General features: G+C 51.3%; 18 protein-coding genes. 4 read left to right on the top strand and 14 right to left on the bottom strand.

Features of this window, described 5'->3' with window-relative positions; all coding sequences use genetic code 11:
* Positions 1 to 86: 86 nt before the first annotated feature.
* The 12 genes from QUE34_RS02070 to QUE34_RS02015 all read right to left on the bottom strand — a co-directional run bounded on the left by QUE34_RS02070 (position 87) and on the right by QUE34_RS02015 (position 12,719).
* Positions 87 to 1,043 (bottom strand): ABC transporter permease, encoded by a 957-nt coding sequence (locus QUE34_RS02070; protein ID WP_032302512.1) that lies wholly within the window; start codon positions 1,041 to 1,043, stop codon positions 87 to 89.
* Positions 1,040 to 2,011, bottom strand: coding sequence for an ABC transporter permease (locus QUE34_RS02065; protein ID WP_032302511.1), 972 nt, complete (start codon positions 2,009 to 2,011; stop codon positions 1,040 to 1,042). The genes QUE34_RS02070 and QUE34_RS02065 overlap by 4 nt, the downstream gene beginning before the upstream one ends.
* The gene (locus QUE34_RS02060) at positions 2,004 to 3,488 is read right to left on the bottom strand and encodes a sugar ABC transporter ATP-binding protein (protein ID WP_000447340.1); all 1,485 of its coding nucleotides are present in this window, start codon (positions 3,486 to 3,488) and stop codon (positions 2,004 to 2,006) included. Before QUE34_RS02060 ends, QUE34_RS02065 begins: the two co-directional genes overlap by 8 nt.
* A 48-nt stretch (positions 3,489 to 3,536) precedes the next feature.
* Positions 3,537 to 4,520 (bottom strand): autoinducer 2 ABC transporter substrate-binding protein, encoded by a 984-nt coding sequence (locus tag QUE34_RS02055; RefSeq protein ID WP_001042116.1) that lies wholly within the window; start codon positions 4,518 to 4,520, stop codon positions 3,537 to 3,539.
* Between the two features lie 253 nt (positions 4,521 to 4,773).
* The gene (locus QUE34_RS02050) at positions 4,774 to 5,184 is read right to left on the bottom strand and encodes an ASCH domain-containing protein (RefSeq protein WP_032302547.1); all 411 of its coding nucleotides are present in this window, start codon (positions 5,182 to 5,184) and stop codon (positions 4,774 to 4,776) included.
* A 296-nt stretch (positions 5,185 to 5,480) separates the two neighbouring features.
* On the bottom strand, positions 5,481 to 6,863 hold the full coding sequence (locus tag QUE34_RS02045; RefSeq protein WP_105268577.1) for an amidohydrolase family protein: 1,383 nt from the start codon (positions 6,861 to 6,863) through the stop codon (positions 5,481 to 5,483).
* Positions 6,864 to 6,872: 9 nt separating this feature from the next.
* A complete protein-coding gene (locus tag QUE34_RS02040) occupies positions 6,873 to 7,823 on the bottom strand; it encodes a carbamate kinase family protein (RefSeq protein ID WP_286338917.1) in 951 nt (316 codons plus the stop codon).
* Positions 7,824 to 7,854: 31 nt separating this feature from the next.
* The gene (locus tag QUE34_RS02035) at positions 7,855 to 8,220 is read right to left on the bottom strand and encodes a hypothetical protein (RefSeq protein WP_072000926.1); all 366 of its coding nucleotides are present in this window, start codon (positions 8,218 to 8,220) and stop codon (positions 7,855 to 7,857) included.
* 35 nt (positions 8,221 to 8,255) lie between these two features.
* Positions 8,256 to 9,674: a YlbE family protein gene (locus QUE34_RS02030; protein WP_032302508.1), complete on the bottom strand. Its 1,419-nt coding sequence runs from the start codon at positions 9,672 to 9,674 to the stop codon at positions 8,256 to 8,258.
* Positions 9,674 to 11,221, bottom strand: a complete 1,548-nt coding sequence (fdrA, locus tag QUE34_RS02025) for an acyl-CoA synthetase FdrA (RefSeq protein ID WP_032302507.1) — start codon at positions 11,219 to 11,221, stop codon at positions 9,674 to 9,676. Before fdrA ends, QUE34_RS02030 begins: the two co-directional genes overlap by 1 nt.
* Entirely contained in the window at positions 11,211 to 12,074 is an 864-nt protein-coding gene (locus QUE34_RS02020) for an oxamate carbamoyltransferase subunit AllH family protein (protein WP_032302505.1), read from the bottom strand. Before QUE34_RS02020 ends, fdrA begins: the two co-directional genes overlap by 11 nt.
* Positions 12,075 to 12,113: 39 nt before the next feature.
* Positions 12,114 to 12,719, bottom strand: a complete 606-nt coding sequence (locus QUE34_RS02015; RefSeq protein WP_000023646.1) for an ankyrin repeat domain-containing protein — start codon at positions 12,717 to 12,719, stop codon at positions 12,114 to 12,116.
* Between the two features lie 257 nt (positions 12,720 to 12,976).
* On the opposite strand from QUE34_RS02015, the gene QUE34_RS02010 reads away from it, so the two are divergent.
* Both QUE34_RS02010 and QUE34_RS02005 read left to right on the top strand, forming a co-directional pair.
* Positions 12,977 to 13,474: a DUF1097 domain-containing protein gene (locus QUE34_RS02010; protein ID WP_032302504.1), complete on the top strand. Its 498-nt coding sequence runs from the start codon at positions 12,977 to 12,979 to the stop codon at positions 13,472 to 13,474.
* A 91-nt stretch (positions 13,475 to 13,565) separates the two neighbouring features.
* Entirely contained in the window at positions 13,566 to 14,498 is a 933-nt protein-coding gene (locus QUE34_RS02005; RefSeq protein WP_032302503.1) for a LysR substrate-binding domain-containing protein, read from the top strand.
* 41 nt (positions 14,499 to 14,539) lie between these two features.
* Here the strand turns inward: QUE34_RS02005 and pdeL are convergent, their stop codons facing one another.
* Both pdeL and betT read right to left on the bottom strand, forming a co-directional pair.
* Positions 14,540 to 15,628, bottom strand: coding sequence for a DNA-binding transcriptional activator/c-di-GMP phosphodiesterase PdeL (gene pdeL, locus QUE34_RS02000; RefSeq protein ID WP_001305451.1), 1,089 nt, complete (start codon positions 15,626 to 15,628; stop codon positions 14,540 to 14,542).
* 875 nt (positions 15,629 to 16,503) lie between these two features.
* A complete protein-coding gene (gene betT / locus QUE34_RS01995) occupies positions 16,504 to 18,537 on the bottom strand; it encodes a choline BCCT transporter BetT (RefSeq protein ID WP_286338916.1) in 2,034 nt (677 codons plus the stop codon).
* A 128-nt stretch (positions 18,538 to 18,665) separates the two neighbouring features.
* On the opposite strand from betT, the gene betI reads away from it, so the two are divergent.
* A complete protein-coding gene (gene betI / locus QUE34_RS01990; protein WP_032302501.1) occupies positions 18,666 to 19,253 on the top strand; it encodes a transcriptional regulator BetI in 588 nt (195 codons plus the stop codon).
* Between the two features lie 13 nt (positions 19,254 to 19,266).
* On the top strand, positions 19,267 to 20,739 hold the full coding sequence (betB, locus tag QUE34_RS01985; protein ID WP_103253303.1) for a betaine-aldehyde dehydrogenase: 1,473 nt from the start codon (positions 19,267 to 19,269) through the stop codon (positions 20,737 to 20,739).

The raw sequence follows: 20,739 nt of genomic DNA, 5'->3' as shown, positions 1-20,739 counted from the left end.
TGTGTTTACTCCTGATTAGCTATATGTATTTGGCGATGACTGAAATGCCATCGCAGCAAAACGCGTCCATTGAATATAGCCAATATTTAAACCACCCGATCCAGTCCCAACATGCCGCGAGCCTGAATGAAACAGAGCAGCAACGTTCCCCATAAGGCCATCGTCAGGTAGGGGCTTATCCCGAGAATATTGAAGCCGCTTTCAATAATTTGCAGAAGAAACAGCGCCAGCACCATACCAATTATCCGCCCGCTGCCGCCGTCCGGATTAACCCCGCCGAGTACTGCCGCGAGGATTGACACCAGCAAGTACGATTCGCCATAAGAGGCCTTAGCCGAGTTGAGTTTCGACATCATCAAAAATGCCGCTACCGCACAAAGCAAGGCGGAAATGACATACACCCATATCAGCACCCGACGCGTGTTAATACCGGAGTAAAGTGTTGCTCGTTCGTTAGAACCAATCAGATAAATGGATTTACCGAGCGGCGTTTTCTCCAGCAATATCCACAGCCCCAGCGCCACTGCGGTAAACAACCACATCGGTAGCGGAATACCGAACCACTGTGCATGATTCAACCACAGCACCCATGAGGGATAATTGGCAATGGCGCTACCGCCTGTCACCAGAATATTTACCCCTTTGAGCAACGTCATCATCCCAAGCGTTGCAAGAATTGGCGACACTCGAATACCGGCAATCAATACGCCATTACATAAACCAATTATCACCGCCGCACCAGCGCCCGCCAGCAGCGTAGCGACAACCGTAGTAATACCCGGCGGATACTGAGTCGCCACCCACGCCATCACCAGTGAACAGGCGTTAGCGGTAGCAATAATTGACAAGTTAATGCCGCCACAAAGCATGGTCACCGCCATAGCCAACGCCAGAATGCCCAGCACGGGCATTTGCGAAGCGACAGACTGGAAGTTACTTATCGACCAGAAAATCTCCGGCATAGTAATGCTGAACGCGGCAACAGTTAGCACCAGCAGGCCGATCAAATAAAACTCAACGTTATTACGCCACGATTTTTTCATAGCAGACTCCGGTTCTGATGCTGACTCCACGCCGTGGCGCTAATGCTGGCAACGATGATGATGCCTGTGATCAATGTTTGCCAGTAAGACGAGACTCCCAATAAATTTAGCCCGTTTTGCATCACTGCCAACAACACCACGCCGAGCAAAGTACCGGTTAACGTGCCGCGCCCGCCGAGCAAACTAGTGCCGCCAAGCACCACCGCAGCCAGTACTGTCAGCTCATAACCCAGAAGAGAATCGGGGGCGACAGTCATCACCGTCCACGACTGCACTACACCCGCAGCACCAGACATCAATCCCATATAGCCGTAAACGAAAAGTTGCAGTTTCAGCACGCTAAAGCCGATGCGACTGGCTGATTCACGGTTCCCGCCAAGGGCATAAATTTTGCGCCCTACACTGGTGAAATTCATGATAAACGCTGTCAGCAGCACCACCGTAATCATGGCGATCAGCGGCAGACCAAGGCCATAGTCATAGCCGTCAGCATCGGTGTACTTGAACAACATTACCCCCTGCTCAAACCACGGCGGAAAGTCGTACAGCCACACACCTTTACTCAACCATAACAGCAGGCCATAGAAAATATTCAGCGTCGAAATGGTGATGATGATAGAAGGCACCCGTAGGCGATTAACCAGTAAGGCGTTTATTAAGCCAAGTAAAATGCCGATGCCGCCCGCCAGGGCAAACGCGACAGCAAAGTTGCCACCCATTTTTTGTAGCAACAGCACCATGCCGTATTGCGCAATGATGGTCATTGCCGGAAACGAAATATCAATTCCACCGGAAATTAACACCACAAACAAACCACAGGCGAGAATAGTCAACATGGCATAGTTATTGGCGAGATCGTACAAATTACCGAATGTCAGAAACTCGTCGCTGCGCCAGGCAAGGCCAACAAACAGCACTATAATCAGTAATGCCAGCCAGAATTCATGGCGTTTTTTCAGTTCAGCCATTTACCACCTCCGCAATCCTGGCCTGAGAACTGCTGTCAGGCAGGAAGCTATGGGTGATCTGACCTTTTTGCATTACCAAAATCCGGTGGCTTTGATACCACGCTTCTTCAATTTCATCGCAGATCATCAATACCGCAATGCCATGAGCCGCCAGATCGCTGATAATGCCGTATATTCCTGCTTTGTTGGCGATATCAACACCGACAGTCGGGCTATCGAGAATCAACAGTCGTGGCCCAATCGCCAGCCATTTGGCGATCGATACTCGCTGCGCGTTACCCCCGGAAAGCGTATTCACCGGGAGATGTGGGTCAGAGACTTTGATGGTCAATGCCTTAATTAGCCTGTCCACCAGGTCACGCACTTTAGCTTCACTCAGAAAGCCGAAGCGATCTTTTACCTTGTGAAAAACAGTGCTAATGATGTTGTCTTCAATAGATTGCGCCATCACCAAACCGCGCGACATGCGATCTTCCGAAACATAACCAATACCGTGGCGGATGGCGTCCTGGTTACTATGCAGTGTAACCGGCTGACCGTTGATGAGGATCTCACCAGCATCCGGTCGGGTCATACCAAACAGACTCAGACATAATTCCGTGCGCCCCGCACCAAGCAGGCCAACAATCGACACCACTTCGCCCGCTTCCACCCGCAAGTTAATATTTTGATATTCCCCATGACGACTTAAATTACGCACCTCCAGCACTGGGGTGCTGGATTTTCCCTGCCACAACTCTCGCACCTGATATTCAAACTCCTGGCCGGTCATCAGGAAACCGAGTTGTTTTGTGGTCATCTCTGCAGCCGGAAAGGTCCCGACCAGCTCACCATCTTTCAACACTGAAATACGGTCGGAAACTTCCATCACCTCTTCCAGACGATGACTGACGAAGACCACGCAGATCCCGCGTTCCCGCAATTGATGCACCACCTGTAATAACCCTTGCACTTCCTGATGGGTCAGCGAAGCGGTTGGTTCATCCATCACGATCAACCGTGCGTCCTGCGCCAGTGCACGGCAAATTGCCACCAGCTGACAGCGGGCAATTGAAAGCTCAGAAACGAGCGTATCCAGTGGCAATGTGACGTTAATACTGGTCATTGCCGCCTGCGCCACCTCACGCAGACGACGTCGGTTAACAAACAGTCCGTGGTGATAGTGATTCACGGCGATATTCTCCCAGACACTCAGGTTAGGAAATAAAGAGAGGTCCTGATAAATCACCTGAATCCCCTGCGCCACCGAAGCGGCGGGTGTCAGCTTTGACCAGTTTTTCCCACCAAGCGTAATTTCCGCCCCCTCATCCGGGCGATAAACACCGGACATAATTTTAATCAACGTCGATTTACCACAGCCGTTTTGCCCGGCAAGGCAGTGCACCTCACCCGACATAAAGTCGAGAGAAACATCGCGCAGCGCTCGCGTGGCATGAAACGTTTTGTTGATATGACGAAGGGAAAGGAAGGTTTCCATAGCATCCCCTGGCAATAAGAATCGGGGCTTTCGCCCCGAAGAAATGGATTAATAAAGTGAGTCAATATTGTCTTTGTTGACCAGTAATACCTTATGGAAACGGATAATTCGCTTATCCATATCTACGTCGGCCTTACCGAGATTCTCCATTTCTAATCCAGGTTTGATCTCTTCACCCTTCAGCAACGTGCTGGCGACGGCCGCGAGTGCGTAACCTGCAGAGGCCGGATCGTAAGTAATCCCTTCGGTGATATCACCACTTTTAATCAATGATGCCGCCTGTGAAGGGATCATCATGCCATAGACTGCGACTTTATTTTTCGCCCGTTTCTCTTTCACCGCACGTCCCGCGCCAATCGGACCGTTTGAACCAAAGGAGACAACCGCTTTCAAGTCAGGATAGGTTTTCATCAGGTCCAGTGTGGTACGACGTGAGTCATCCACACTCTCGGCAACCGGCATGCGGCGGGTAACTTCATGCATATCCGGGTAATGCTCTTTCTGGTATTTCACCAGCAAGTCAGCCCATAAGTTATGCTGCGGCACGGTCAAACTACCCACATAAATCACATAGCCGCCCTTGCCACCCATGCGTTTCGCCATATGTTCAACATATTCAGCGGCAAATTTTTCGTTATCAATGATTTCGATATCCCAGTTAGCACTTGGCTGACCGGGGGATTCGTTGGTCAGAACCACAATTCCGGCATCTCGCGCTTTTTTGAATACCGGTTCCAGCACGTTGGCATCGTTTGGCACGATAGTAATTGCGTTAACCTTACGAGCGATTAAATCCTCAATAATTTTAACCTGTTGCGGAGCATCAGTACTTGAAGGTCCCACCTGTGACGCATTAACCCCAAAGGCTTTACCTGCCTCGACCACACCTTCGCCCATGCGATTAAACCACGGCATACCATCGACTTTAGAGATATTCACCACGACTTTTTCCGCTGCCTGGAGCGGCGAGGAAATTAGCGCAGCGCCTAATAACAGCGAAGACACCATATTGATAACAAAACGTTTATTCATCATTTCAGCCTCATTGCAGGGTAGTCAGGAAGTGTTCGCCCAAATTAGCGCGCTGGAGAGAATAAGAATTTTCGAATATTTTTATGCAGAATAAACAGCCCTATTTCAGGCAGCTATTAAAAATTTGGTTATAAATATGGACAAAACGGGCAGTAACAATAAGTGTGACAATCATCACGTAAAAAATAGCAAAATAAACAAAATTAGCGATACTTTATGTTTATGAGCTTATTTCGCGTAGAAAAATAGTTATCTACACAATGTCAATAAGGGCATATTCTTCAAAGATAACGTCCATTTCGGGTGAATAGCATCCTTCTGCCTGGAAAAAACGACGGTGTTCATTACGCCAATATTCAAGACTGAGGTCACCTTCACCTTCCTTACGGGCAAGCTCCGCGGTGACATCAGAAAAGCGCAGTAAATGCAGGCCAATAACTCTGATAACACATACAGGCTCACCACGGCTATTTTCTACAATCTTATACTCACCAATCATCGGAAATGCGTTGTCTTCAATACATCCCGCCAGCGAACCACAGGAAGCTGTTTTAACACCAGTCGCAATCAACGTTGCGAGGTGATCGGCCAACGCTTCTGAATCGCCAAAAGTACAAAAGGAAGCATGGGGATATTTTTGTGAGATTTTTTCTTTTATGGTCATGAGAATATTTTCGCGATTACGGAAAAAAATCACATCTTAATTACTGTTGATAACCATCAGCAAGAGGATCATTGGTTTTTCTATGTTTAATCTTTTTTATCCGAAGCAGGTCACATTTATGGCTTGATAAATACCTTTGTTAAAACTCACTTTTGTGTATTTCTCTCAAATAATCCCCTGGAAATTATGCCGGGAGATTATAAAGTTCAGGATCATTCATTAACAAACCATTCCCGCCCCACTCCCTGGGGCTTAAATCTCTTACTATTCACCGTTGCAGGCGTTTCAAATTCGTATCAACCTGCCACACTCCCCCACACCATTTGCCCTTTATGGAACGTTGCGGTTCTCGGCGAGATACGCGCCACCGCCTCGGCGGAACAGGAGGCGTCCACCAGCACAAAGCTGGCGTCATCCTGCGCTTTAGGCCAGACGCGCTCGCCTTTTTCGTTGAGCGGCAATACATAACCAGTGGCTAAAAACAGCGAGCGGGACAAATTCTGTTCGTTAGGACGAATATAGAGCTGCGCGTACAGATTGGCTTTTTCCAGCATGTCGCCCAGGCCGTAAGGCGACCAGTGGTCGATAACGCTGTCGGTGCCGGTCATCACTTTTACGCCTTTGTCGTGCAGCTGTTTGAGCGGCATATGCAACGTGCCAATCGGCACCGTCGAGGCGATCGAGATTTGCTGCGCCGCCATCCGGTTCGCCAGTTCATCTACTTGTTGCTCGTTGAGGGTAGCCAGCGCAAAGGCGTGGCTGATGGTCAGCTTGCCTTTTAGCTGCGGCGTTTTCTCCACTGTTTCAACCATATAATTGATGGCTGCCACGCCCGCCGGAGTGGTTTCGTGCAGATGAATATCGACGCCTTTGTCGTAGTCCAGCGCAATCTGGAACATGGTGTCGAGGGATTTTTCCATCGCGCCATCAACACTGGTCGGGTCCAGCCCGCCGACGTAATGCGCGCCTGCCTGCATTGCTTCACGCATCAAGGGTTCCGATTTCGACAGCAGCAAACCGTGCTGCGGGAAGGCGACGATTTCACACTCGAAGCCCGCCTGACGTCGCGCCAGCACCGCCTGCAAATTTTGCAGATTTTTCAGGCCGGAAACCGGTTCGATATTGCAGTGGCTGCGGGCAATGGTGGTGCCTTTCGACTGCAATAAATCGATCAGTTTTTCTGCCCGCTCCTGCGTGTAGGGTTGCAGTTCCGGCAGCATTTTTTGCTCGAGTTTGATCATGTCCTGGATAGTGGTGCCTGCCGGGCGATTGAGCGAGCGCCACGGCCCACCGTAAAAGGTTTTGTCGAGATGAATATGCATGTCGCGGGTGGTGGGCAGCATCAGCTTACCGCCAGCGTCATAGTGCGGCAGCGTGGCGTCCGGATGCTGCTTGTTCTCGCGCAGCGCGACAATTTTGCCGTCCTGAATCTCCACGGTCTGGCGCGCCGTGCGGGTCTGCACCGCCACGCCATTTTCATAGTCAAAACCGGTTTCCAGCAGCACGTTGTCGAGATAGTAGTGCGGGTCAGTGATTTTCATGGTGTTATTCGCGTCGCAGTGGGTGGTGCCAGAGACCTCCGCATGGGCGAATGGCACAGAGGTACCAAACAGCGCGGCGGCGGTGACCATCTTACCGCTCTGGCTCAAAAACTCACGACGGCTATTGTTTTCTTTCATCTTACGTCCTTACGTTTTAATAATATGGGTGCCCGTCTCGCCACGCAGCGCCGCGGGCAGGCATTCCGGCGTGGTGATAATCACTTCTTTGCCGCCCTGTTCTAAAAATGTCAGGCTGGCGATGATTTTTGGCAACATGCTGCCAGGCGGGAAATGCCCTTCCTGCATATAGCGGGTCATGGTGGCAATATCCACCCGATCCAGCGCCTGCTGCTGCGGTTTGCCAAAATGAATACAGACTTTTTCCACGCCGGTGGTGATCACCAGAATGTCGGCGTGAATTTCGCGGGCCAGCAGCGCGGTGGAGAGATCTTTGTCGATAACCGCGTCCACGCTTTGGTAATCTCCCGCGTCAGTACGCACCACCGGAATTCCGCCACCGCCCGCACCAATCACCACAAACCCTTGTTGGATCAGCGCTTTAATGGCAGGTGCTTCAACAATACGTTTCGGTTCCGGCGAGGCGACCACGCGGCGATAGCCGCGTCCGGAATCTTCAACAAAACGCCAGTCAGGGTTTGCCTTTTGTAATTCGTTACGCTGGCTTTCACTGAAGAATGCGCCAATGGGCTTGGTGGGGTGAGCAAACCCCGGATCGTTTTTATCCACTTCCACCTGAGTCACCACAGTGACGGCTTTTTTCTCGCCGTGGCGCGCCAGCCGATTGTTCAGCGCCTGTTGGATCAAGTAGCCAATGCCGCCTTGCGTATCTGCCACACAGTTCGCCAGCGGCGTTAAGGGCAGCCCTTCGCGCTCGTGGGCAATCTCCGCACGGCGTAGATCCAGCCCAACCTGCGGCCCGTTGCCGTGGGTCAGCACAATGTCGTAATCGGAAGCCAGCATTTCCAGCACCGTCTCGGCGACGGCCTTCACCGCCTCCGCCTGATGCTCAATCGACTGGCTGGCGTTATCTTTGATAATGCTGTTGCCACCAATGGCAACGACCACAAGTTCTTTCATGTTGTTATGTCCGCTACAGAGGGTGATGGGGTTATGACCAACGCCAGACAGCCTGATGCGCTACGCTTATCAGGCCTACAGATTCTTGTGCCATTCGTAGGCCGGATAAGGCGTCCACGCCGCATCCGGCAATGGTGACAAATGCCTGATGCGCTACGCTTATCAGGCCTACAGATTCTCGCGCCACTCGTAGGCCGGATAAGGCGTTCACGCCACAACCGGCAATGGTGACAAATGCCTGATGCGCTACGCTTATCAGGCCTACAGATTCTTGCGCCACTCGTAGGCTGGATAAGGCGTTCACGCCGCATCCGGCAATCGTGACAAATGCCTGATGCGCTACGCTTATCAGGCCTACAGATTCTTGCGCCACTCGTAGGCCGGATAAGGCGTTCACGCCGCATCCGGCAGAGACAACGCGCACTTTGCAGGTCAGACACCGTAACGTTCGCACCAGCCAAGAATGGCTTTTTCGAAGCAGGCGAATGGTGGATGCACAATGCCCGCGCCAATCATGCCGACGCCCGCATCTTTATGGGCAATGGCGGTGTTGATCACCGGCAGAATGCCACTGCTACCCACGCGGGTGATGTCGATTGCCGTCGGCACACCCATAAAACCGAGCAGCGGAATGGTCACGTTGGGGTTTTCGCCGAGAGTGATTTCGCGCATCTGACGGGAGAAATCGATAGCCTCTTCCACCGTACCGCCCACCAGCGCGACGATTGCAGGCGCGGTCGCCATCGCAAATCCACCAATGCCGTAGGTTTCGGTGATGGCGCTGTCGCCAATATCCAGCCCCGAATCTTCCGGCTTATAACCGGCAAACATCGGGCCGATGACCTGTTGCGCCGGGCCGGTAAACCACTGCCCCGGCAGGCCGCTGACTCGCAGGCCGAACTCGACACCGTTACGCGCCATGGTGGTCACCACGGTGCTGTATTCAATGCCGTGCGCCGCATCCATCGCTGCTTTACACATTGCCATCCACGTCGGGCCGGAGAAGTAATCGCTGCTGGCGACAAACTCAAACACTTCACGCTGTTGCTCGACAGAATAGCCCGCCTGAATAATCCCCGGCGTCAGCGCCTGAATCAGCAGCGTCGTCCCGGCGTTATTGCGGTTATGGCATTCATCTCCCATATGCAGCGCCTGCGCCAGCATTAAGCGCAGATCGATTTCGCCGATAATTTTCATCGCGTCGCGCAGCATGGGCCCCTGCACATCGCGCATCCAGTTGAGGCGGTCAATCACGCTCTGATCGTTGGCACCCATACGCAAAATCTTCGCCATCTGCTCGCTCATATTGGTGTAAGCGATGTTGCCGTAGGTTTTGTTTTTCACGATGTGCATAAACATCGAGGCCGAGGTAACACCCGCCATCGAACCCACGCAGTCGTGCTCGTGGCACGGCGAGAAGGTGATCTCCCCGGAAGCCGCCAGTTCGGCCGCCTCGTCGAGATCTTTCGCCAGCCCTTCGAACACCAGCGCCCCGGTGACCGCGCCTTTCATAGCGCCGCACATTTTTTCCCAGGTCACTGGTGGCCCGGCGTGAAGAATGGTTTTCGCCGTCATGCCAGGCACCACGTTAATCGCCTGATCAAAACCAATCAGCACCGGATGCGACTGGATAATGCGTTCCAGCGCCTGCTGGTTAGCGGCGGCGATTTTGTCTGCCAGCGGCGAATCGGCAATGTTGTCCAGCGCCTGCACCACCTGCATATTGCCCTGCCCCGGCGGCGTCCAGTCGAGTTGGGTCACTTCTACATGCTGCTTTTTCAGATCATCGCTAAACATGGCGATGCCGACGTTAATAACGTTCAACGGTTGGCTAAACAGTGACGGACTCATCAGGCTTCCTCCCCTTTGCAGATAAATTCACGCGCCAGCAATCCGGTGTTGGTGCTACTGCTCGCCAGAATCACTCCGGCATCAAGCAGCATCTGGCTTTGTTGTGCTAACGATGGCGTATCGAGATCGGTACCCAGCACATAGGCGAGAATGATCAACTCGCGGCCTTCGGCGGCAGCGATCGCTTTCGCTTCTTTGATCGCCTTGATGGTGGAACCGACCGGATCTTCATGCGATCCAAATCCGAGCACAAAATCCATCACGATCACCGCCACTTCTGGATCACGTGCTTCTTCGATCAAGCGACTGATGCGATTGGTCGGGTCAATCATTGGATGCGGCTTGCCGTTGGTGAAGTCGTCATCGCCAAAGTCGAGGAAGGTATGTTTGATGCTGCGGTTGATATCTTGCAGGCGGAATTCAGGATCGGGCTGGATGTTGCTGTAGACATCGCCGTGTTTTTCCATCACTGCGAACATGGTTTCGTCGCACAGTGTGCCGCCGCAGAACAGGCCACGAATGTATTTCTGCTGCGGTTGCAGGCGAGCGCGCACATCCGCAATCAACGGCTGGTTCAGGGTATGCAGGTCGAGATGTTCTTGTTTCACGCCGGAGAGCATCACCGCTTTCAGTGCCGCCTCTTTGCTGCCGCGAGCAAACTGTAGCCCCTGCTCATCCACTGGCGTTTCGCCACGACCGAGGAAGCAGACCACCACCGGCTTGCGGCAGGCGCGTGCGCGTTCCAGCACTTTGCGGGCCACCGCAGGCGCAGGCGGTTTGGAGATAAGTACAATGATTTCAGTTTGCGGATCGTTTTCCAGCATCCCGATAGCGTCGAGCATCATCAGGCCGCCGATTTTCTCGCTCAGGTCGCGCCCGCCGGTGCCAATCAGTTGCGAAACGCCGCCGCCAAATTCATGAATACGGACGCTCAGTTCCTGGCTACCGGTGCCGGATGCGCCAACAATACCGATGTTGCCGCGACGCACAGCGTTACCAAAGCAGAGCGCCGCGCCGTTGATAATCGCCGTGCCGCAGTCTGGCCCCATCATCAGCAGCCCTTTTTCGTGGGCCAGTTGCTTGAGCGCCAGTTCATCTTCAACTGAGACGTTATCGGAAAACAGCATCACGTTAAGATCGTTTTGCAGCGCCTGACGCGCTTCGCGAGCGGCAAACAGACCGTTGACCGAAATCACTGCCAGGTTACTTTCCGGGATATGCTTTTTGGCGCTGGCAATAGTGGCGTAACGCGCCTCGTGCGAGCCACTTTGCGCTTTGCTGTTGAACAGTTCTTCAATCTCCACCAGCAACTGCTCGTTGTCTGCGCCCGCTTTGCCGTTGATGACAATCATCAGGTCGCCGTTTTTCGCCTGCTCCAGCTCCGGCGTCAGCAGCCCTAAATTCTTCAGCACGCCTTTGTTCATTTCGGTCGCCATCGCCACAAATGCCTGCTCGACGCCGTCGAGTTTATTTGCACGCGTGGAGATAGACATCAGCGAGACAGAATCAAAATAGGTATTCGGTTTAATGACTATTTTAACTGACATAATTCCCTCCGTAGGTTTGGCTCAGCGCACAACCATCGGCCATGCCATACAGCATGTCGCAGCCGGAACTGGAGCCAATATGTTTAATTTTTTCTATTGCCTGAGTTGCGTTCCCAGGTATGTCATAAATAATGTTATGAATAAAACGATGAATATTTTCCCGGCAGCGTTGTTGTAATGCGGCTTCCAGCGTTATGGCACTTAATAACGTGGTATTATTTCTGCCGCGTTGCAGACCGAGATAAAATTCCTCTTTGTATTTTTCCGCCGGATGCCCGGGAATAAATAAAATAAGCGCCAGACCTGTTAAATAATCGTCGGCTGATGGCGTAAGGCCAATCCCTAACCCCATCATACTGACGACCGCTGAGGCGATATTTTGTTTATCGTTTACTGCCTGAATAACTGCCCGTCGTTTAATATGTAATTCTTTATTTAACGCCTGATAAAACGGATTATCGCCACAATAATTAAACAGGGTTTCATTTTCCCCCAGGTGTTGATGAATAATGTCGTGCCACTGTTGCCAGGCGATAAGGTGAAAATTTTCAGCGGTCATTTGCAAAGCGGGGGACAGCCAACGCTGGCAATGACTCATCTCTATATGAAGATGTTGACCAACCGTAATACCTTGATCATCAAACTGAACCTTATCACCATGACGGAACAGACCATCAAAGTGAGTGAGTGCCAACCGACAACTGTTTGGCGCATTGTCGTACTCTTCACAAAGCAGTGTCAGCAACTGCTGGCGAGCCGGGATTGCGATATTTACCGCTCTGGCAAAGACCTGTTCAACTTGTCCTTGCCCCCGCTGCGCCAGAAAATCAGCATCCGCAGTTAGCGCCCACACACACCGTCTTTCTGGTGTGTTGATAGCAAACCTCCCGGTTTATGCGCCTGCGGCAATCAGCAACTGAGCAATCTCTTCAAAGCCCCGTTCCCGCGCCAGTTCCAGCGGCGTTTTGCCATATTTGTCGGTCAGATGCGGGCTGGCACCGTGCTCCAGCAATAACTGGACAATCGCCTGCTGTTTAATCCCGCCATCGTTAAGCACAATCGCTTCCAGTAGCGGCGTCCAGCCAACATGGTTGGTCTGGTTAACGTTAATATCCGTATGCGCCAAAAGCTCTTTTACAATACTTAAATGGCCTTTTTCACAGGCAGGCGTCAGGCCGACACCGCCGAAACGGGTTACACAATTAAGGTCTGGTTTAGCCGGTAAAATAATTCGTAGTAGCGTTAAATCACCGTTCAGGCAGCTCATTAAAAAAGGATTTAAACAGGTCTGGTCTTGTTTATTAATATCCGCACCGGCATCAATTAACGCCTGAACGCAAGCATATTGCTGATATAAACTTGCCAGCGTAATTGCCGTTTTCCCCTGGCGATCGCAGGTATTTATATCTACCCCCAGAGCAAGGCAGGTTTTTACTTTATCGATATCACCCTGTTGTGCAGCCAATAAATAATCGGCAGGTAGATTTTTTATACTCATTAACATTCCCCTGTTTTTTGTGGCTGTTTTCGATGAATTGAGAATAGCAACGATAATCTGATAAAAGAACCCGCTTAAATTTAATTCGCCGTATTTCGCCTTTTTGTTGAATGATGTTCAACAATCTTTTCGCAGTGTGCGGTAGTGCAATATTTGTTTCTTTGACCCGATACCCTTTCACTCAATCAGGTTTTATTTCTCTATAGTCTGCACATGTAAGAGTAGCTTTCGTCCATGTCTAACCAGAGGGGAACAAGATGAACGGACTCACGGCAACGGGTATAACCGTCGGTATTTGTGCAGGGCTTTGGCAGTTAGTGTCTTCACATGTCGGGCTCTCTCAGGGATGGGAATTATTAGGAACCATTGGCTTCGTCGCCTTTTGCAGTTTTTATGCCGCAGGCGGCGGTAAATCGGGGTTTATCAGAAGCCTGGCGGTTAATTATTCCGGGATGGTGTGGGCGTTTTTCGCCGCGCTGGCTTCCGGTTGGCTGGCCTCGGTGAGTGGGCTTTCCGTGTTCTGGGCAAGCGTGATGACTACCGTGCCTTTCTCAGCTGTAGTGGTCTGGCAAGGGCGTTTCTGGTTACTGTCATTCATTCCCGGAGGCTTTCTCGGCATGACGCTGTTTTTTGCCAGCGGGATGAACTGGACGGTGACATTACTGGGTTTTCTGGCGGGTAACTGCGTGGGAATAATTTCAGAATATGGCGGACAAAAATTAAGCGAAGCGACGACTAAACGCGACGGGTATTAAAAGTTATTCAAAAATGATTATCTATCTTTAACCGATACCTCTACAGTCATAGCTGGAGAAATTCATAGTAGATAATGGCGGGAATGGTTTAATGAACTCAATTTTTACCGAAGAGAATCTGTTGGCATTTACTACCGCTGCGCGTTTTAGCAGCTTCAGTAAAGCGGCAGACGAGTTGGGTTTAACCACTTCCGCCATTAGCTACACCATCAAGCGAATGGAAACAGGGCTGGATGTGGTGCTGTTCACTCGCAGTACCCGCAGCATTGAGTTAACGGAGTCCGGGCGTTATTTTTTCCGCAAAGCTACCGACCTGCTGAATGATTTTCACGCCATCAAACGCAGCATCGATACTATTTCGCAGGGCATAGAAGCGCGTGTGCGTATTTGTATTAATCAGCTGCTTTATACGCCCAAACACACCGCACGCTTATTACAGGTACTGAAAAAGCAATTTCCAACCTGCCAGATTACCGTCACCACCGAAGTGTATAATGGCGTCTGGGATGCGATTATTAATAATCAGGCGAATATCGCTATCGGCGCACCCGACACGCTGCTGGACGGCGGCGGCATTGATTACACGGAGATTGGCGCGATTCGCTGGGCTTTTGCTATCGCCCCGGATCACCCGTTAGCCTTTGTGCCGGAACCCATCGCCGAAAGCCAACTGCGTCTCTATCCTAATATCATGGTGGAAGACACCGCGCATACGATTAATAAAAAAGTGGGCTGGTTGCTGCATGGGCAGGAGTCGATTCTGGTGCCAGATTTCAACACCAAATGTCAGTGCCAGATTTTAGGCGAAGGAATTGGTTTTTTGCCGGATTACATGGTCCGTGAGGCGATGGCGCAATCCCTGCTGGTTACCCGACAAATCCATAATCCGCGCCAGGATTCACGCATGTTACTGGCGACCCAGCACTCTGCCACCGGTCAGGTGACGCAGTGGATTAAAAAACAATTTTCGCCAAATGGCATATTAACGGGGATCTATCAGGATTTACTGCATCGGGAGAATTAATCGCTGCCAACCTCCCGATGCGCTGTGAATAGCGGTTTACATCAACCACCTGCTTTCATTACCCATTCAGAGATAAATTTATTACCCGGTACCGGCGGAGAGTACAAATAGCCCTGCAAAAAGTGTACGCCTTTACCAATCATTAAATCCGCCTGTTCCTGAGTTTCTACCCCTTCCGCCACAATACTCAGACCAGGCTTACGCGCCAGTTCGACAATATTGTCCACAATATGACCGGAGATTTCGTCAACACTCGCCATTTGCACAAACGACTTGTCAATTTTAATAAAATCGACCGGAAACGCCTGCAGATAACGATAGGTCGCATAACCCGTACCAAAGTCATCCAGCGCAAAGGTAATGTTGTGCTGATGAAGGCTGTCAAATATCGCTCTGGCTTCTGGCGTTACCGGAATGGGGTTGCGTTCCGTTAGCTCAAGAACCAGCTTGATTTTATCGTTACCTAATTTCTTGACCAGGTTCAGACACTCTTTTTCAAATCCTGCGGCCAAAAAACATCCTGCCGAGACGTTGATTCCAATATGGAAATTATCCGGCAGCAAATGTTTTACTGGCATCAGAATATCCGCAGTCTGTTTCATCAGCTGGCGAGTCATTATGACAATAAGACCGGATGACTCCGCCAGAGGAATAAACTGATCCGGTGGGATAATTCCCGTTTGCGGATGTTCCCAGCGGACAAGCACTTCACAGCCCGTCAGTACCCCAGTCTGCGCGCAGAAAACCGGTTGGATCCACGGTTTGAATTCGTGATTTTCCAACGCCAGACTGATGGCTTCAGGCGTGACGATATGGTGATAGTGATTATCATTAATATATTTGTGACTATTATTACCCGTGGCGGATATGATCTCCGGATTGTACTGAAAGAAAATATCCCGCCAGAAAGTAATATCGCTCTGAATCCCCAGTTTCTCAAAGAGCTGTTTCTTTTGATGTGAAATGGTCTTTGCACTGCGATTTCTGTACTGTGATATTTCTGTTACAGACATTCCCTGCATCAGCAGCTTGAGTAGCAGTCGTTCTTTCTCGGATACGCTACCAGGCAATGACAAATGAACCGTTGTACCGAACTCTTGCAGAAAAACACGAAAATCACATGAATTCATGAACACACCTTTTATCTTTTATCGCTGTTCAGTATGAGTGATTACCTGTGGATTCCTGAGCACACATAAGGGGTAACCATAAACATTAGCGATGCCATACGTATAACATCCCACATCACTATCAAGAAGATTATCTTTACCTCTGATGCTCGCTCAAAAACAGTTACGCTAAATACCTTAAAAAGGTAATCACAAGTCAAACTCAGGAGATAATCACGCAAGAATGCAATATTAAAATTCAGATACTCATTTTTGGTAATAAAGAAGTAGTTGGACTATTTCGATATTTATAATTTCCCACTACGTATTGACGCCCATTCATGAGTAAAGGCGCATTATATGAATTTAACAATCCAGATCAACTGAAAATACCTCAACCTCATAAACACATAGCGTCAACATTCAATGACATAATGAGTAAAGATGTTGGTTATGCATACACGTCATTACTCTATGCCAATCCCTTAACAACCTGCTTTTTAAGACTGAATCCATTCAGCAATAGATAGCCAACATTATAACAATGACAATAAAAACAATATTTAAAACAATCAATAAAATATCAGACACAAACAATTAAACCTTAAACAACAAACAGTTACATTGATTTTAGTTGATTTGCGCTATGCGTTCCCCATGAATAAAGCGTCATTTCAAATTAGCACCAATATTTACATTAAATAAGACTAAGCTTATTGAACATTCACAACAGTCCAAACGTAGTGTTTGGGCTTCAATAGTTCTTTTCTTTTTTATTATCTGTTGCCTGGCAATCATCAATCGATACTAAGGGCTTAACTGTACAGATATAACGTATCAAGAGGTAAGAGAAACCGCGCCATATGCAGACATGGCGCGGTTTTATGCAATAACAATCACGCGTCCTGGAACATCACGCTATGGCCCGGCGCTTCACGATGGAGATGGATAAAGTTAAGGTGCCGCTCGTACTGGTCGAGAATATCGGTGATCACCTGCTCTTTGCTGTAGTCCATCAGGTCGTTACCCTGGCTGCCTTCTAACAGGAAGGTTTCCAGCCGGTAGTAGGTCGATTTACCGCTACGTGCGCGGTAGGTAAAGCCCGGCACCGAATATTGCTGCGGCCAAATCTGATAGACAAAGTTTTGCTCTTCGCCCATATGCACCAGCAAATCCAGATGCCCCAGATGTTCGCCCTCTTCCGGCGGCAGGCTTTTTAGCTCGACGTACGCACCGCGCAACCGCAGTTCCTGCGCCACTTCTTCCATTGCCGGATAACAGACGGTTTCCATCATCTGTTTGGTGTAACGCGTGCCCGGATAATTCATCAGGCGCGAGAGACGTTTTTTCCAGCTCAGGCGATCCTGAAGCCCCAGCGGTCGCGGTGCGGTATCACGGTTGGCACTTTCACGGCGGTAATCTTCTACCTTCAGAGATTTATACAATCCCGCCATCACGAAGAAAATCACAAAGCTGAACGGCAGCCCCATGATTACCGTGGTGTTTTGCAGCGCGGATATCCCGTTGGTCATTAACATACCGAGCGTCAGCAGACCAATGGCAACCGACCAGAAGACACGCAGCCAGCCCGGCGCGTCGCTGTTGATATCTTTAAGCTGCGAGGTGAAATTCCCCAGCACCAGCGCGCCGGAGTCCGCCGAGGTCACATAAAACAGCAGGCCAGTAATGGTGGCCACGGAGGCGCTAAAGGTAAATGCCGGATACTGCGCCAGCAGGCTGTAGAAGCCGCGCTCCGGATGGACCATCGCTTCCTCGGCAAATGCCGCGCCGCCGTGGATGATTTCATACAGCGCGCTATTGCCGAATACCGAGAGCCATAACAGCGTGAAGGTAAACGGAATAATCAACGTCCCCAGTACGAACTGGCGAATGGTGCGCCCACGCGAGATACGCGCCAGGAACAGGCCAACAAACGGCGACCAGGCTACCCACCATGCCCAGAAAAAGAGCGTCCAGTTATTCATCCACTCAACCGGGCGGTCAAAGGCGAAACTGTTGAGCGTCATGCCCATAAAGCGATTCACATAGTCGCCGACGTTCAGCACCAGCGCATTGAGCAGGAACGAGGTGTCGCCCATAAACAGCACGAACAGAATCAGCCCCAGCGCCAGTGCGACGTTGAGTTCAGACAATACGCGAATGCCTTTGTCGACACCAGATGTCACCGAGATAGTCGCGATGATTACCGACAGCGCGATCAGCACCGCTTTCGCCGCCATTGAATCCGGGATATCAAACAGTACGCTCAGGCCATAGTTAAGCTGCACCACGCCAATGCCGAGCGTGGTGGCAATCCCGAAGATGGTGCCGATCACCGCTGCAATATCCACCGAGTGACCAATCGGCCCGTTAATCCGTTTACCGAAAATCGGATACAGCGCCGAGCGGATGGTGAGCGGCAAATTATAACGATAGCTGAAGTATCCGAGCGCCATGCCCATCAGCGCATACATCGACCAGCCCGTTAAGCCGTAGTGAAACAGCGTCCAGACCATCGCCTGACGCGCGGCCTCAATCGTCTGACCCGCGCCTTCCGGCGGCTGCATATACTGCGTTACCGGTTCGGCTACGGAGAAGAACATCAGGTCGATACCGATCCCGGCGGCAAACAGCATCGCCGCCCAGCTCAGCAGGCTGAACTCAGGCTTAGACTGCTCGGGCCCGAGTTTCACCGAACCAAAGCGCGAACAGGCAATGCAGACCACAAAGACAATATAGAGCGTTGCCGCTAACAGATAGTACCAACCAAAAGTTTTAGAAACCCAGTCCAGCGTGCGGCCAATCCACAGAGCCGAGAAGTCGCGAAACAGGATCGTTGTCAGGGAAAACAACAAAATCAGTCCGGCGGAAGTATAAAACACCACCGGATTGATTTTGTCCTTTTCCCTGCTGTGCGAAAGGTCTGTCATCCAGTATCCCCACTGTTATTGTTACCATTTAAAATCAAATTAGTAACAATTAAGACACATTTTATATTGAACGTCCAATCAATAACGGCTTTAATAGATTAACAACGCTGATGAATGGAGTGGCAAAAATGCCCAAATTGGGGATGCAGTCGATCCGGCGCAGACAACTGATCGACGCCACGCTGGAAGCAATAAATGAAGTAGGTATGCACGATGCGACGATCGCGCAGATCGCCCGCCGGGCGGGCGTTTCCACCGGGATCATTAGCCACTATTTCAAAGATAAAAATGGTCTGCTGGAAGCAACCATGCGTGATATCACCAGCCAGCTGCGTGACGCGGTCTTGAACCGCTTACACGCGCTACCGGATGGCAGCCCTGAGCAGCGATTACAGGCGATTGTTGACGGAAATTTCGATGAGACTCAGGTCAGTAATGCTGCGATGAAAGCCTGGCTGGCGTTTTGGGCCAGCAGTATGCATCAGCCGATGCTTTACCGTTTGCAGCAGGTGAGCAGCCGCCGCTTGTTGTCGAATCTGGTGAGCGAATTTCACCGCGAGTTACCGCGCCAACAGGCGCAGGAAGCGGGCTACGGACTTGCCGCGCTGATTGACGGATTATGGCTGCGCGCGGCACTGAGCGGCAAACCGCTGGATAAACCTCTCGCACACTCGCTTACCCGTCACTTTATTACTCAGCATTTACCCACCGATTAACCGAGGAGACGTGATGTCCCGAATGGCAGAACAGCAGCTTTATATACATGGTGGTTATACCTCCGCCACCAGCGGTCGCACCTTCGAGACCATTAACCCGGCCAACGGTAACGTGCTGGCGACCGTGCAGGCCGCCGGGCGTGAGGATGTCGATCGCGCCGTGAAGAGTGCCCAACAAGGGCAAAAAATCTGGGCGGCGATGACCGCCATGGAACGCTCGCGCATTCTGCGTCGAGCCGTTGATATTCTGCGCGAATGCAATGACGAACTCGCTAAACTGGAAACCCTCGACACCGGGAAGGCGTATTCAGAAACCTCAACCGTCGATATCGTTACCGGCGCGGACGTACTGGAGTACTACGCCGGGCTGATCCCGGCGCTGGAAGGCAGCCAGATCCCGCTACGCGAAACGTCGTTTGTTTATACCCGCCGTGAACCGCTGGGCGTGGTCGCAGGAATTGGCGCATGGAACTACCCGATTCAGATTGCTTTGTGGAAATCCGCTCCGGCACTGGCCGCAGGCAACGCGATGATATTCAAACCGAGCGAAGTTACCCCGCTTACCGCGTTAAAGCTGGCTGAAATCTACAGCGAAGCGGGCCTGCCGGACGGCGTATTTAACGTGCTGCCGGGCGTAGGTGCGGAAACCGGGCAGTATCTGACCGAGCATCCGGGCATTGCCAAAGTGTCATTTACCGGCGGTGTCGCCAGCGGCAAAAAAGTGATGGCTAACTCGGCGGCTTCCTCCCTGAAAGAAGCGACCATGGAGCTGGGCGGTAAATCACCGCTGATCGTTTTCGACGATGCGGATCTCGATCTCGCCGCTGATATCGCCATGATGGCGAACTTCTTCAGCTCCGGCCAAGTGTGTACCAACGGCACCCGCGTCTTCGTTCCGGCGAAATGCAAAGCCGCATTTGAACAAAAGATTCTGGCGCGCGTTGAACGCATTCGCGCGGGCGACGTTTTCGATCCGCAAACCAACTTTGGCCCGCTGGTCAGCTTCCCGCATCGCGATAACGTGCTGCGCTATATCGCCAAAGGTAAAGAGGAAGGTGCACGCGTGCTCTGCGGCGGCGATGTGCTGAAGGGTGATGGCTTCGATAACGGCGCATGGGTTGCTCCGACCGTATTCACCGATTGCCGCGACGAAATGACTATCGTGCGCGAAGAGATCTTCGGCCCAGTGATGTCGCTCCTCACGTATGAGTCTGAAGACGAAGTGATTCGCCGCGCCAATGATACCGACTACGGTCTGGCGGCGGGTATCGTCACGGCGGATCTGAACCGCGCGCATCGCGTCATTCATCAGCTGGAAGCCGGCATTTGCTGGATCAACACCTGGGGAGAATCCCCGGCGGAGATGCCCGTTGGCGGTTACAAACACTCCGGCATTGGCCGCGAGAACGGCGTGATGACGCTCCAGAGTTATACCCAAGTGAAGTCCATCCAGGTTGAGATGGCTAAATTCCAGTCCATATTCTAA

The organism is Escherichia sp. KS167_9B, from assembly GCF_030295215.1.
GTDB lineage: Bacteria > Pseudomonadota > Gammaproteobacteria > Enterobacterales > Enterobacteriaceae > Escherichia > Escherichia coli_F.
Note: the sequence above shows the minus strand (reverse complement) of the source record. Positions and strands in the feature narration are given on the sequence as shown.